The organism is Duganella sp. LjRoot269 (genome assembly GCF_964254095.1).
Lineage (GTDB): Bacteria > Pseudomonadota > Gammaproteobacteria > Burkholderiales > Burkholderiaceae_D > Rugamonas > Rugamonas hordei.
Window position 1 is genome coordinate 5,396,071 of sequence record NZ_CAXUSL020000001.1, and the last position, 13,856, is coordinate 5,409,926.

General features: G+C 63.8%; 14 protein-coding genes and 1 tRNA gene. 5 read left to right on the forward strand and 10 right to left on the reverse strand.

Annotation, left to right across the window (positions count from 1 at the left end):
* Positions 1-3: 3 nt before the first annotated feature.
* A tRNA-Sec gene (locus ACSQ3S_RS24140) sits at positions 4-99 on the forward strand.
* Between the two features lies 1 nt (position 100).
* Here ACSQ3S_RS24140 and ACSQ3S_RS24145 read toward each other — a convergent pair.
* The 3 genes from ACSQ3S_RS24145 to ACSQ3S_RS24155 all read right to left on the reverse strand — a co-directional run bounded on the left by ACSQ3S_RS24145 (position 101) and on the right by ACSQ3S_RS24155 (position 1,428).
* The gene (locus ACSQ3S_RS24145) at positions 101-364 is read right to left on the reverse strand and encodes a HigA family addiction module antitoxin (RefSeq protein WP_176651845.1); all 264 of its coding nucleotides are present in this window, start codon (positions 362-364) and stop codon (positions 101-103) included.
* Positions 365-373: 9 nt separating this feature from the next.
* Positions 374-652 (reverse strand): type II toxin-antitoxin system RelE/ParE family toxin, encoded by a 279-nt coding sequence (locus ACSQ3S_RS24150; RefSeq protein WP_176651846.1) that lies wholly within the window; start codon positions 650-652, stop codon positions 374-376.
* Positions 653-732: 80 nt separating this feature from the next.
* Positions 733-1,428, reverse strand: coding sequence for an alpha/beta fold hydrolase (locus ACSQ3S_RS24155; protein WP_436144012.1), 696 nt, complete (start codon positions 1,426-1,428; stop codon positions 733-735).
* A 189-nt stretch (positions 1,429-1,617) separates the two neighbouring features.
* On the opposite strand from ACSQ3S_RS24155, the gene ACSQ3S_RS24160 reads away from it, so the two are divergent.
* A complete protein-coding gene (locus ACSQ3S_RS24160; RefSeq protein WP_176651848.1) occupies positions 1,618-3,279 on the forward strand; it encodes a methyl-accepting chemotaxis protein in 1,662 nt (553 codons plus the stop codon).
* Between the two features lie 245 nt (positions 3,280-3,524).
* Positions 3,525-4,952 carry a PQQ-dependent sugar dehydrogenase gene (locus ACSQ3S_RS24165; protein WP_436144013.1) on the forward strand — a complete coding sequence of 476 codons (1,428 nt, stop codon included), beginning with the start codon at positions 3,525-3,527 and terminating at the stop codon, positions 4,950-4,952.
* A 194-nt stretch (positions 4,953-5,146) separates the two neighbouring features.
* On the opposite strand, the gene pnp is transcribed toward ACSQ3S_RS24165, so the two are convergent.
* Both pnp and rpsO read right to left on the reverse strand, forming a co-directional pair.
* Positions 5,147-7,270 (reverse strand): polyribonucleotide nucleotidyltransferase, encoded by a 2,124-nt coding sequence (pnp, locus tag ACSQ3S_RS24170; RefSeq protein ID WP_353402888.1) that lies wholly within the window; start codon positions 7,268-7,270, stop codon positions 5,147-5,149.
* A gap of 207 nt (positions 7,271-7,477) precedes the next feature.
* Positions 7,478-7,747 carry a 30S ribosomal protein S15 gene (rpsO, locus tag ACSQ3S_RS24175; RefSeq protein ID WP_008450438.1) on the reverse strand — a complete coding sequence of 90 codons (270 nt, stop codon included), beginning with the start codon at positions 7,745-7,747 and terminating at the stop codon, positions 7,478-7,480.
* A gap of 186 nt (positions 7,748-7,933) precedes the next feature.
* On the opposite strand from rpsO, the gene ACSQ3S_RS24180 reads away from it, so the two are divergent.
* Together ACSQ3S_RS24180 and ACSQ3S_RS24185 are read left to right on the forward strand one after the other, a co-directional pair.
* Entirely contained in the window at positions 7,934-8,404 is a 471-nt protein-coding gene (locus tag ACSQ3S_RS24180) for a hypothetical protein (RefSeq protein WP_436144014.1), read from the forward strand.
* Positions 8,405-8,507: 103 nt separating this feature from the next.
* Positions 8,508-9,320 (forward strand): hypothetical protein, encoded by an 813-nt coding sequence (locus ACSQ3S_RS24185; RefSeq protein WP_353402886.1) that lies wholly within the window; start codon positions 8,508-8,510, stop codon positions 9,318-9,320.
* A 12-nt stretch (positions 9,321-9,332) separates the two neighbouring features.
* Here the strand turns inward: ACSQ3S_RS24185 and ACSQ3S_RS24190 are convergent, their stop codons facing one another.
* The 5 genes from ACSQ3S_RS24190 to ACSQ3S_RS24210 all read right to left on the reverse strand — a co-directional run bounded on the left by ACSQ3S_RS24190 (position 9,333) and on the right by ACSQ3S_RS24210 (position 13,855).
* On the reverse strand, positions 9,333-10,256 hold the full coding sequence (locus tag ACSQ3S_RS24190) for a sugar kinase (protein WP_176651853.1): 924 nt from the start codon (positions 10,254-10,256) through the stop codon (positions 9,333-9,335).
* Positions 10,257-10,258: 2 nt separating this feature from the next.
* Complete coding sequence (locus tag ACSQ3S_RS24195; RefSeq protein ID WP_436144015.1) at positions 10,259-10,963, reverse strand: ArsR/SmtB family transcription factor; 705 nt, start codon at positions 10,961-10,963, stop codon at positions 10,259-10,261.
* Entirely contained in the window at positions 10,960-11,316 is a 357-nt protein-coding gene (locus tag ACSQ3S_RS24200) for an antibiotic biosynthesis monooxygenase family protein (protein WP_436144016.1), read from the reverse strand. Before ACSQ3S_RS24200 ends, ACSQ3S_RS24195 begins: the two co-directional genes overlap by 4 nt.
* A complete protein-coding gene (locus tag ACSQ3S_RS24205) occupies positions 11,313-12,221 on the reverse strand; it encodes an alpha/beta fold hydrolase (protein WP_436144017.1) in 909 nt (302 codons plus the stop codon). The genes ACSQ3S_RS24200 and ACSQ3S_RS24205 overlap by 4 nt, the downstream gene beginning before the upstream one ends.
* Positions 12,222-12,307: 86 nt before the next feature.
* Complete coding sequence (locus ACSQ3S_RS24210) at positions 12,308-13,855, reverse strand: 2-isopropylmalate synthase (protein WP_176651857.1); 1,548 nt, start codon at positions 13,853-13,855, stop codon at positions 12,308-12,310.
* Position 13,856: the final 1 nt, after the last annotated feature.

Here is a 13,856-nt window from a genome sequence, read left to right on the forward strand (position 1 = left end):
CAGGGAAGGCATACCCATCCGGTGATGGGGCCGGGCTTCAAACCCGGTGGGGGGCGTCAGACGCTCCCCTGTAAGTTCGACTCCTACTGCCTTCCGCCATTTATCTCGATGCAGACTTCGCCGCCATCCGGGCGTCATACTCGGTTTGCAGATTCAACCAGAACTGAGCGCTGACTTTGAAATAAGCAGCCATTCGGCTTGCCAGATTCATGGTGATCGGTGCACGTCCTTCGATGACTGCGCTAATCTGTAGCAGTGGAATCCCAAGGCCGACCGCCAGTTCCGCATCGGACAACGCCAGCGGGCGCATGAATTCCTCGCGCAGCACTTCACCGGGATGAATTTCTTGAGGCTGCGAATCCATATCAACCTCCTAGTGATGGTCGACGATTTCGACGTCGTAGGCGTCATCATCTACCCAATGAAAACAAATCCGCCATTGGTCGCTAACTCTGATACTGAACTGCCCAATCCGGTCACCCGACAACGTCTCCAGCCTGCTCCCTGGCAGGACACGCAACTCCTCCAGCCTGCTGGAGGCATGTAGCATCTGAAGTTTTCGACGAGCCACCCGCTCTATATTCTTGAAGCGCGGAACTTGGCGGCTGAAAAACAGCATTTCAGTCTCTCGGCTCGCAAACGAACGTATCATGGTAAAAGTAGCCTATCCAGCGAGGTTTTACAAACGAATTCCCTCGACAATAGAGCGGCTTCCCGACCAGCGGATTGATCTTACGTAAGCATAGCAGCCACCATATCGACGGCGCTCTCGAAGCGGGAAGGCTCTTCCGCCAGCAGCGACCACAGTCGATTGTGCTCGGCGCCCTGCACCACGTGCAGCTGGCGCGATTGCGCGCGCGTGGCGGCGGCGACCAGGCGTTCGGGAATCTCGAGCGGGATGGTGGCGTCGTTCTCGGCGGCGATAACCAGTAGCCGGCCTTCGAAGCGCGACAGGATATCCCACGCGTCGCTGTCGGCCCAGCTGCGCTCGCGCCGTATCACCGCCGAGAATGCGGGACCGAACGGCACCTCGTACGCATCCGGCGTGTAGACGCCGGGGACGATCAGCACCAGCGCATCGACACGATGGCTTTGCGTCATGCGGATGGCGTTGTAGGCGCCCATGCTGGCGCCGAACACCGCCAGCGGTTGCGGCAAGCCGCGCGCATCGGCCACCGCCTGCGCCTGGCGCGTGCGGCTGGCCACCGACGATTGCGCCAGCGCGCCGCCGGTCTCGCCGTGGCCGATGCAGTCGAAGCAGGTGCTGCCCAGGCCTCGCTGCTGCAATGCCCCGCGCAACAGGCGATGGCCGTGGCGGCTGCTCGCGCCCGCGCCGTGCAGGTACAGGATGCGATTGCTGCCGCTGCCGACAAACTGGTCGCCCTTCAGCACATGGTCTTCAAACGCCACATCAAAATCAACGATCACTTCTTCTCCTCCGCCAGACGCTGGCACGGCATTGTACATCTGCAAAATCAAAAAACTGGCGGCCCCCAACGCATTTTCATCAAAGAGATTAAAATGCATTAACGAAACTAATATTGCTTACAATCCAATCCAACGTTCTCGCGCATTACCCGCCTTCCCGGCCTGTCCCGTTTAAAGCAAGGATGAACTATGAAATTTTCTGATATGAAGGTCGGCACGCGGCTGGCTATCGGCTTCGGCGCCACCTTGCTACTGCTGCTGGCGATAGCGCTCACCAGCTGGCTCAGCATCAGCAGCACCGCCGCCGACACCGACAACCTGCTGACCCGGCGCCTGCAGGTCGAACGCTTGATCACCCATTGGAAATCCATCGTCGAGGCCAACCTGCAGCGCGGGCTGGCGGCGGCCAAGGCGGGCGATCCGGCCGTGCAGCGTTTTTTTGAGGACGGCATCGCCCGCAGCGCCAAACAGGCCGAGGCAGACCAGCGGCAAATCGGCGAGCTGTTGACGGACCCGACGGCCAAGACGCTGTTCGCCGCCGCCCTGGAAAAGCGCCTGCAATATCAGGCGGTGCGCAAACGCGTGCTGGCGGAAAAAGCCGGCGGCGACGCCGACAAGACCCGCCAGATCATCGAACAGGAATTCATGCCCGCCAGCGAAGCCTACCTGGCCGGCATGACGGCGCTGATCGAGCGCCAGAAGGCTGTGATCGATGAGATCGGCACCGGCATCCATGTCCGCAGCACCGGTTCGGCATGGACCATCCTGGTGCTGAGCACGGCTTCTGTGCTGCTGGCGCTGGGCCTGGGCTGGCTGATCAGCCGTTCGCTGCTGAAACAGCTGGGCGGCGAGCCAGCCTATGCCGCCGGCATCACCGACCGCATCGCCGCCGGCGACCTGACCGTGCAGGTCGACCTGCTGCCTGGCGACCGCTCCAGCCTGCTGCACAGCATCGCCGCGATGCGCGAACGGCTGGCGGCCATCGTCAGCGAGGTGCGCACCGGTACCGAGGCCGTCGCCACCGCGTCGGACGAAATTGCCAGCGGCAATATGGACCTGTCCTCCCGCACCGAGCAGCAGGCCGGTTCTCTGGAGGAGACGGCGTCGTCGATGGAGGAATTGACCGCCACCGTCAAGCAGAACGCCGAGTTCGCGCGGCAGGCCAACCAGCTGGCGTCGGCCGCCTCCGGCGTGGCCGCGCGCGGCGGCGACGTGGTGGCGGAAGTGGTGACGACGATGGAATCGATCACCGCTTCGTCGAAGCAGATCGTCGACATCATCGGCGTCATCGACGGGATCGCGTTCCAGACCAATATCCTGGCGCTGAACGCGGCGGTGGAAGCAGCCCGCGCCGGCGAACAGGGACGCGGCTTTGCCGTGGTCGCCACCGAGGTGCGCAACCTGGCGCAGCGTTCGGCCAGCGCCGCCAAGGACATCAAGCACCTGATCGGCGTGTCGGTCGACACCATCGCCAACGGCGCCATGCTGGTGGACGAGGCCGGCCTGACGATGACCGACATGGTCTCCAGCGTCAAGCGCGTCAGCGACATCATGCAGCAGATCATGCACGCCGGCGCCGAGCAGGAAGCCGGCATCGAGCAGATCAACCGGGCCATCATCGAAATGGACGGCGTGACGCAGCAAAACGCGGCCCTGGTGGAACAGGCCGCGGCGGCGGCGGAATCGCTGCAGGGCCAGTCCAGCCATCTGGCCGAACTGGTCAGCGTGTTCAAGGTCGACGGTCCGGTCCACACGGCTGGCGTGCGTTCCATCACTACGGCGCGGCAGCGCCCGGCTGCGGCGCAGCGCACCACAGGGTCCGAACCGCGCCTGCGGATAGGGGCGCGCTAAGCTTTTTTCATGGATAGTGCCTGGCAACGTGGCCATCCACGGCAGAGACTGGCACAATACCAGTGGACTGTAACGTTTAAATTGGGAGCGAAGGACGCGCAGGCGGCGTGCAGGGCAAGGCGCAAAGCGCAGCGATAGCGAGCTATCGCGAGCATTTGCAACGCAGCCATGCGCGTTGCCTGCGCGGCAGGCGCTACCGATTTAAGCGTTACAGTCCACTAATTCGCCACCAAAAGGAAACGTCCATGAAACATCCTGCCCTTCGCATCGCCGCCCTGGCGTGCCTGGCCATCGCGTCGCTAGCCGCCCAGGCGGCCGAGCCTGCGCTGTCCGCCGCTGAAAAACTCTACCAGGCCAACTGCGCCGTCTGCCATGGCGCCAAGATGGAAGGCGCCGTCGGTCCGACCCTCGGCGCGCACAACTGGCTGCACGGTGCGCCGACCAAGGCCAACCTGATCAAGGTCATCAGCAAGGGTGTGCCGGAAAAGGACATGCCGGCCTGGTCGCCGACCCTGAGCGCGGCGCAGATCGCGTCGCTGGCTGAACTGATCGCGACCAACGCCGGCAAGCCCGCCGCCCCCGCCCTGACGCCGGCGGCAGCCGCTGCGGCGGCCGCGGCCAAGGCGCAGCAGAACGTGCCGGACCTGAGCGGCTTCAAGCTGCCGAAGGGCTTCCACATCAGCGTCTACGCCAACCAGGTCACGACCGCGCGCAGCATGGTGGTGTCGGACAGCGGCATCGTCTATGTCGGCTCGCGCAAGGCCGGCAAGGTCTACGCGCTGGTGCCGCGCGCCGACAAGCAGACGGCCGACGTGGTCACCATCGTCGAAGGCCTGGAAAACCCGATCGGCGTGACGCTGCTGAACGGCGCGCTGTATGTGGGCGAGATCGGCCGCGTGATCCGCTTCGACAATATCGACAAGCGCTATGCGCAAAAGCCGTCGTATGACGTGGTCAAGGTCAGCCTGCCGAACGACAAGTGGCATGGCGAGAAGGTCATCAAGGCCGGGCCGGACGGCAAGCTGTACATCCCGGTCGGCGCGCCGTGCAATGTCTGCGACACCGAGGACACCAAGAGCTCGAAGATCTACCGCATGAACGCCGACGGCAGCCAGCTGGAAGAGTATGCGCGCGGCGTGCGCAACACGGTGGGCTTCGCCTTCCATCCGACCACCAAGGTCTTGTGGTTCACCGATAACGGCCGCGACGAGATGGGCGACAACACGCCGTCATGCGAGCTGAACGTGGCGCCCAAAGCCGGCATGCATTTCGGCTTCCCTTACTGCCACGGCGGCGTGGTGCCGGATCCGGATTTTGCCAAGGGCCGCACCTGCGAGGAATTTGAACCGCCGGTCGCCAAGCTGGGCCCGCACGTGGCGCCGCTGGGACTGACGTTCTACACCGGCAAGCAGTTCCCTGAAGCGTATCGCAACAACGTCTACATCGCCGAGCATGGTTCGTGGAACCGCAGCACCAAGAGCGGCTACAGCGTGCGTCTGATTACGCTGTACAACAGCAAGGTCGTCACCGACACCGCCTTCATCGACGGCTTCCTGCGCGGCGAGGAAGTGGTGGGCCGCCCGGTCGACGTGGCCACGCTGGCCGACGGGTCGATGCTGGTGTCGGACGACTACGGCGGACGTGTTTATCGCGTCACTTACGACGGAAAATAATTCGTCGATATAACTGCTCAAAGCCCGTTCGCGCGCTTTGGGCAGTGGTCAATCGTCTTCGTATAGGGTGCCCATGATGTGGTTGGACCGGGCACAGCGCGGAAAGCTCAGGCGAAAAAAAGCCGCCCTGTGGCAATGCGATGGCCTTGGCCATCGCATGCACACAGTGCGGCTTCGATCAGACTAGTCCGAGATTACTGTACGGCGGCGGCAGCGGCTTCTTCAGCGGCGGCTTTCATCGACAGTTTCAGGCGACCGCGGTCGTCGGTTTCCAGAACCTTGACGCGCACTGCCTGACCTTCTTTCAGGTAGTCGGCAACGGCGTTCACGCGCTCGTTGGCGATCTGCGAGATGTGCAGCAGGCCATCCTTGCCCGGCATGACCTGGACGATCGCGCCGAAGTCCAGCAGCTTCAGCACCACGCCGTCGTAGGTCTTGCCTACTTCGACCGATGCGGTCAGCTCTTCGATGCGGCGCTTGGCTTCCTGGCCGGCGGCAGCGTCGACGGAAGCGATGGTGACCACGCCTTCGTCGCTGATATCGATCTGGGTGCCGGTCTCTTCGGTCAGCGCGCGAATGACTGCGCCGCCCTTGCCGATCACGTCACGGATTTTCTCAGGATTGATCTTGATGGTGATCAGGCGCGGTGCGAAGTCCGACAGTTCGGTCTTCACGTGCGGCATGGCTTTTTGCATTTCGCCCAGGATGTGCTCGCGGCCTTCCTTGGCTTGCGCCAGCGCCACTTGCATGATTTCCTTGGTGATGCCCATGATCTTGATGTCCATCTGCAGCGCGGTGATACCGTTGCGGGTACCGGCAACCTTGAAGTCCATGTCGCCCAGGTGATCTTCATCGCCCAGGATGTCCGACAGCACGGCGAACTTGCCGCCTTCCTTGATCAGGCCCATCGCGATACCGGCGACGTGCTCTTTCATTGGAACGCCGGCGTCCATCAGCGCCAGGCAGCCGCCGCAGACCGAAGCCATCGACGACGAACCGTTCGATTCGGTGATTTCCGACACCAGGCGCACGGCGTAGCTGAACTCGTCAGCCGATGGCAGCGCGGCGATCAGCGCGCGCTTGGCCAGACGGCCGTGGCCGATTTCGCGGCGCTTAGGCGTGCCGACGCGGCCGGTTTCGCCGGTGGCGAACGGTGGCATGTTGTAGTGCAGCATGAAGGAGTCGGTGAACTCGCCCATCAGCGCGTCGATCTTCTGGCTGTCGCGTGCGGTGCCCAGGGTGGCAACCACCAGCGCCTGCGTTTCGCCGCGGGTGAACAGCGCCGAACCGTGGGTGCGTGGCAGCACCGAGGTGCGGATCGAGATCGGACGCACGGTGCGGGTGTCGCGGCCGTCGATGCGTGGCTCGCCGTCCAGGATCTGGGTGCGGACGATCTTGGCTTCGATGTCGAACAGGATGTTGTTCACTTCGGCTGCGTCGACCGGCGCGGCGCCGGATGCCGCCGCTTCAGCGGACAGGTCGGCCAGCACTTCGCTGGTGGCGGCCTTCAGCTTGGCGGTACGTTCCTGCTTGTCTTTGGTCTGATACGCTTCGTTGATCTTGCTGGCGGCGAAATGCGCCACGCGGCCGATCAGCGCTTCGTTCTTCGCCGGTGGAACCCACTCGACTTCCGGCTTGCCGCCGTCGCGCACCAGGTCGTGGATCGCGTCGATGACTGCTTTCATTTCGGTATGGCCGAACACCACGGCGCCCAGCATGATTTCTTCGGACAGCTGCTGCGCTTCCGATTCCACCATCAGCACGGCGGTTTCGGTACCGGCGACAACCAGGTCCATCTGCGAGGTTTTCAGTTGTTCGACGGTAGGATTCAGGATGTACTGGCCGTTGGCGTAGCCGACGCGTGCCGCGCCGACCGGGCCGTTGAACGGCACGCCCGACACGCACAGGGCGGCCGATGCGCCGATCATGGCGGCGATGTCTGGATCGATTTCCGGGTTGACCGACAACACGTGAATGATCACTTGCACTTCATTCAGGTAGCCTTCTGGGAACAGAGGGCGGATAGGACGGTCGATCAGGCGGGATGTCAGTGTTTCTTTTTCCGAAGGACGACCTTCACGCTTGAAGAAACCGCCCGGGATTTTACCGGCAGCATAGGTTTTTTCAACGTAGTCGACGGTCAGCGGGAAGAAGTCCTGGCCTGGCTTGGCGTCTTTGCGCGCCACGACAGTTGCCAGCACCACGGTATCTTCAATCGATACCATGACTGCACCGGAGGCCTGGCGAGCGATTTCGCCGGTTTCCAGCGTCACGGTGTGTTGACCGTACTGGAAGGTTTTCGTAACTTTATTAAACATGGGTAATCCCTTTCTATTTGCCGACAGATTTTCAGGGGCTGTCGTTCACCTCACCACAGGCAGCCGTGCGGCCACCTTTACTACGCTTGCTTCTTACTGCTGAAAAACCAGGAATTCCATGCTGCAACTAACACCGGCAAAATGACAAAATGCCCGCGTCAGCAAACTGGCGCAGGCATTTCGATTAAGCTGGATGACGCAAAAAAATTACTTACGCAGGCCCAGTTTGGCGATCAGATCGCGATAACGGGTAGCGTCTTTGCCCTTCAGGTAGGACAGCAGGCTCTTACGACGGTTAACCATCATGATCAGACCACGACGGGAGTGGTGATCCTTGCTGTGTGCCTTGAAGTGGCCGTTCAATTCGTTGATGCGTGCGGTCAGCAGCGCAACTTGAACTTCTGGCGAGCCGGTGTCTTTTTGACCACGGGCGTTGTCCGCGATGATCGCGGCTTTGTTGATGTTTTCTACGGTCATGATATTTACCTTTAACATGCGGTGCGCGGAGTCGTAACCCTGCACATCGTGAACTTCAAAAAAAACTGATCCGAAGACCAGACCCGGAAGTATAGCGGAAAAAGCGCCGGATGTATCCTGTGTTGGCTACAATTCTTCCACCAACCGGACCAATTTCAAGGGTTTGCGATGAAAAAAATGATATTTATGGCAATTTTTTCCGTATTGCTGGGCGCTTGCGCCAGCCTCGGCGCCCCACCCGTGACGCCCGGCGAGCCGGTGGAAACCGTCAAGGCCAAGCTGGGCCAGCCCACCGGCACCTATGCCAGCGGTACCGACACGATGCTGGAATACGCCAGGGGGCCGTTCGGCCAATACACGTATATGGCGCGCATCGGTCCCGACGGCAAGCTGGTCTCGTTCGAGCAGGTGCTCAGCAGCGAGAAGTTCGCCACCGTGCGGCCGCGCAAGGACAACAAGCAAACCATCCTCAGCACCTTCGGCAGGCCGGCGGCGCAGGTGCGTTATGCCAGCGTGGACGGCGACGTCTGGGTCTACCGCTACAAGGAACAGAACGTCTGGGACTCGGTGATGAGCGTGGAGTTCGACCGCAACGGCGTCGTCCAGGCCATGGTCAACGGCCCCGACCCGGAGCGCGAGGGGCGCCGGGGGCGATAAAGGTAGGATCAATCCCACGATACATATGGGAGTGCGCCGACGCAGATTCCGTAGCGTGATTGATAAGATTCCGCCATTCAATCGCCACCCTACGGAGCACCCCATGCCTTTATGCACTCCTCCCGCACGCCACGCCATTTACACGGCAACCCTGATCGCCCTCAGTACCGCCACCGCGATGGCATGGGCCGATCCATCGCCGGCGCTGGACCGCGCCAGCGTCTCGGTTGGCGCCTTCTACACCGACCCGCGCGTCAACTACGAAGGCGACACCAACTACGGCCATATCGACAGCGGCACCTACAAGACCGATCGCGTCACGCTGCCGCGCGTGAAGGCGCAACTGCTGCTGGGCGATACGCAGGGGCTGGACTTCGACTACTACAACTACGACAAGACCTACAACCCGAGCCTGAGCGGCGCCACCAACCGCGACGGCATTCCGCTGGTTGGCAACGGCCGGCTCAACGCCAAGCTGAAAATGGACCTGGCCAACCTGGCCTATAAATGGTGGCTGGGCAGCGGCAACGACGTGTTCGGCATCGGCGTGGGCGCCGCCTACTATCACGCGCGGGTGGACGGCACGGCCAGCGGCATCCTGAACGGCATCAGCGGCAACTCGCGCTATTCGGAAAGCGAAAGCGCCTATGCGCCGCTGCTGGAACTGGGCTGGCGCCACGCGTTCTCGCCGACGCTGCGCATGTTCGCCGACGCCAACGGCATCAAGAAAAACGGCGGCAGCATCCAGGGCCATATCTACGGCGGCGCCTTGGGGCTGGAATGGTATGCCACGCCGAATGTCGGCGTGGTGGCGGAATACAGCTCGTCCAAAATCAGCCTGACCCGGGAACGCGATGCGACCGACTTCAACATTCGCCTGAGCGGCCCGGCTGCCTACGTCAAGTTCCGCTTCTGATGCGTTGATCCATCAGCCCAGCGCCGCGCGCACCTGCGCCGCAAAGGGGATAGGCGCCACGGCGCCATGACCCAGCGTCGACAAGCCGGCGCTCGCATTCGCATAGCGTACCGCGTCGGCCAGCGTATCGCCGGCGGCGAGGCGCGCCAGCAGGCTGCCGTCGAAGCAGTCGCCGGCGCCGGTGGCGTCCACCGCCTGCACCGGATTGCCTTGCGCCAGTTGCGGCGCGTCGCCCTCGGCGGCGTACCAAGCGCCCGCCGGGCCGCACTTCAGCACCACGGCGCGCGCGCCCTGCTGGCGGCACCAGGCAAAGATCGTCGGCACGTCGTCGGTGCCGGCCAGCGCCACCGCTTCATCAAGGCTGGGCAGGAACAGATCCGTGAGCGCGATAGTCGCCGTGATGACGGCGCGTGCGCGCGCCAGCGGCCACAAGGACAAACGCAGGTTCGGATCGAAGCTGACCCGCGCGCCGGCCGCGCGCGCGGTCTCGATCGCGGCAAAGACGGTGTCGCAGGCGCTGGCGGAAATCGCCTGCGAAATCGCCGACACATGCAGCCAGCGCGTGGCCGACAATACGCGCAGATCCATCGTCCGCGGCTGCATGCGGCTGGCCGCCGAGCCGGCGCGCAGGTAGCTGAACGAATGGCCTTGCGCGCCGTGATGGACGAAATACAAACCCGTCGGCGCGCCGGCATCCAGTTCCACGAAGCTGGCGTCGACACCCTCCTGCTTCCACAGGGCCATCAACATGCGGCCGAACTGGTCGTCGCCGAGGCGGCTCAGGTAGGCCGTGGCGGCGCCCTGGCGGCTGGCGGCGATCACCGAGTTGGAGGTATCGCCGCCGTAGCCCTGGCGGTAGTTCGGATCACCCGGCGTGGTCTGGTTGAACTCCACCATTGCTTCACCGAGTGCGACGATGTCGAATTGCTTGGTCATGTTTAATTTTCAGGTTCGGGGTTGAGCCATGCGGCCAGTTCAAGCTTGCCTTGTGCGGATACTTCCAAAGCGCGGCTGTCGTCGCTGCGGCGCAGCCAGCCGCGCTCGACGAAACTGTCGAGCAGCGCGACCGCCAGCGGGCCGGCAAAATGGTCGCGCCGTTCGGACCAGTCCACGCAGCCGTACAACTGGCGCCGCGCCGGCGCGCCTTCCGCCAGCACGATGCCCAATGCCCGCAGCTGCGCCTCGCCTTCCGCTGTCAGCGGGTAGTCGTGTCCATCGCCTTCGCCAGCCTGGACCCAGCCATTATCGACGAAACAGCGGCACAGGTCCACGCCCAGCACGCCCGCCAGATGGCCGTAACAGCTGCGCGCGTGGCGCAGGCCGCGCATGGCGGGCGCCTGCCAGCGGGTGGTTTCCGGCAGCGAGCCGTCGGCTACGCGCAGCAAGGCTTCCAGCGCGTGCGCGACGTTGCCGTCAGCGAGCATGTAGTAGCGATGGCGGCCTTGCGCGCGCACCCGCGCGAGGCCTTCGTCCACCAGCAGTTTCAGGTGCTGCGAGGCGGTCGGCGCGGCGACGCCGGCGTGCTGCGCGAGATCGGTGGCCGTGTAAAAGCGGCCATCCAGCAGGCGAGACAACATCAGCGCGCGGGTCGGATCGCCGATGGCGGCGGCCACGCGGGCGAAGCGCGGTTGCGGCATCGTCATGGCGTGTCCGGTGCGGCGACGGGCGGATGGAACGGCGGCGCTTCGTCGCGCTCCAGCAGGCCGTAGTCGCGGATCACGCTGGCCACGCGCAGGCGGTAGTTTTCGAATACGCCCGAGCGGCCGGCGGTTTGCGCCGCGCGATGCTGCTCCTGCTCGCGCCAGACGCGCACCGCCTCCTCGTCGCGCCAGAACGACAGCGACAACAGCTTGCCCGGCGATTTCATGCTCTCGAAGCGCTCGATGGAAATGAAGCCGGCCATCTTTTCCAGCAACGGCGCCAACTGGGCCGCGCGGTCAAGATACTCGGCGTAACCGCCGCCGCTGGGTATCACTTCAAAGATCACGGCTATCATGTGGCGCTCCTGAGTAAAAACGCATTGACAGCATTGTAGAGCAGCCCGCGCGCAGACTCCAGATGCATCAGGTGCGTGGCGCCTTCGATGGTGGCGAGCTCCTTGTGCACGCTGCCCAGGGCGGCCATCAGCTCGTCGGCATCGACCCCGCTGCATGCGCTGTCCCATGCGCCGCGCACCAGCAGCGTGGGCACGGAAATGTTCGAAGCGCTGTAGAGCGCCTGCCCGGCCCGCAGCGCGCGCACATCGGCTTGCGGGCCGGCGGGCGTCATCACGGCCGGCGGCATGCGGCCGGCGGCGTCGGGATCGGTGGCCAGGAAAGCCTCGCTCCAAGCCTGGAAATGCGCTTCCGCGAAGACCTGCTCGCCGCCGCGCGGGACATCGTCGATGAAGCGGCGATATTGCGCCCACGCGGTCAGCGGGTAATGCGATGCCGAGCCTGCGGCGGCGGGCACGTAATTGCCGGGTTCGGAGCCGCTGCCGCGCGCTGTGATCGGCGCGAACAGCACCAGCGCCGCGAGGCCGTCCGGATGGTCGCCCGCGTAGCGCGCCGCCACCGTGCCGCCCCACGAATGGGCCAGCAACATGACGGGACGGCTGCCGTTGCGCTCGCGGACGGCGCAGACCACGCGGCGCAGTTGCGCTTGCACGTCTTCCAGGCCGCCAGCGGGCGTGCCGCCATGCCGCGGGTATCGCGCCGACGCGCCATAGCCGGCGAAGTCGAAGCCCCACACGTTGAAGCCGGCCGCGTTCAGCTCATCGGCCCAGCTGCGGCCATCCAGTTGGAAGAAGATGGAAAGATCGGCGCCGAACGTCGAGCCGTGGACGTAGATCACGTCGCCCAGATCGGCGGCGGCGCGGCGGACTTGCAGCGCCAGCATGGGCTGTTCCATTAAATTGATCATTGAAGCCTCCTGTCATCGAATCGACAAGATAGCTGTTTGAACCGGCGCATGCTTCGGCGTGGACCGAAGCATGCGCCAGGCGCCGCTCAGGGCTGCGGATTGACGCGCTCGATCTTCGAGTGCAGCTTGTTCAGCGCCGACAGATAGGCCTTGGCCGAAGCGACGATGATGTCCGGATCGGCGCCGACGCCGTTGACGATGCGGCCTTCCTTCGACAGGCGCATGGTCACCTCACCCTGCGATTGCGTGCCGGTGCTGATCGCGTTGACCGAGAACAGCACCAGTTCAGCGCCGCTGCCCACTTCGGATTCAATAGCGTTGACGGTGGCGTCAACCGGACCATCGCCCTTGCCTTCCGATACATGCTCTTCGCCGCCGATGGAGAACACGATCTTCGCGCTCGGTGTCTCGCCGGTATTGGAGCGCTGCGCCAGCGACGTGAAGCGGTAGTATTCGCTATCCTGCGACTGCTGCTCGTCCGACACCAGCGCCAGGATATCCTCGTCGAAGATATCGGATTTGCGGTCGGCCAGCTCCTTGAAGCGGACGAAGGCGGCGTTGATTTCCGCTTCCGATTCCAGGTCGATGCCCAGCTCCAGCAGGCGCTGCTTGAAGGCGTTGCGGCCGGACAGCTTGCCCAGCACGATCTTGGTGGCGGTCCAGCCCACGTCCTCGGCGCGCATGATCTCGTAGGTCTCGCGCGATTTCAGCATGCCGTCCTGGTGGATGCCGGAAGCGTGCGCGAACGCGTTCGCGCCGACCACAGCCTTGTTCGGCTGCACCGCGAAGCCGGTGATCTGCGACACCATCTTCGAGGCCGCGACGATTTGCGTGGTGTCGACGCCGCACTCCAGGTTGTAGTAGCCGCCGCGCGTGCGCAGCGCCATCACCACTTCTTCCAGCGCCGTGTTGCCGGCCCGTTCGCCGAGGCCGTTGATGGTGCATTCGATCTGCCGCGCGCCGCCTATCATCACGCCGGCCAGCGAGTTCGCCACCGCCAGTCCCAGGTCGTTATGGCAGTGCACCGACCAGATGGCCTTGTCGGAATTGGGAATGCGCTCGCGCAGGCGGCGGATGGTCTCGCCGAAAATCTCCGGCACCGCGTAGCCCACCGTATCGGGGAAATTGATCGTGGTGGCGCCCTCGGCGATCACGCCTTCGAGCACGCGGCAGAGGAAATCCTCGTCCGAGCGGCTGCCGTCTTCAGGGCTGAATTCGATATCGTCGGTGAACTGGCGGGCGAAGCGCACCGCGTTCTTCGCCTGCAGCAGCACCTGGTCCGGCAGCATGCGCAGCTTCATCTCCATGTGCAGCTTGGAGGTGGCGATGAAGGTGTGGATGCGTTTGCGTTCGGCCGGCGCCAGCGCCTCGGCCGCGCGGGAGATGTCGCGGTCATTGGCGCGCGACAGCGAACAGATGGTCGACTCGCGCACCACCGAGGCGATGGCCTTGATCGATTCAAAGTCGCCCTGCGAGGCGGCGGCGAAGCCGGCTTCGATGACGTCCACGCGCAGGCGTTCGAGTTGCTTGGCGATGCGGACTTTCTCGTCCTTGGTCATCGACGCGCCGGGAGATTGCTCGCCGTCGCGCAGCGTGGTGTCGAAAATGATGAGGCGGTTGGATGAGTTGCTCATG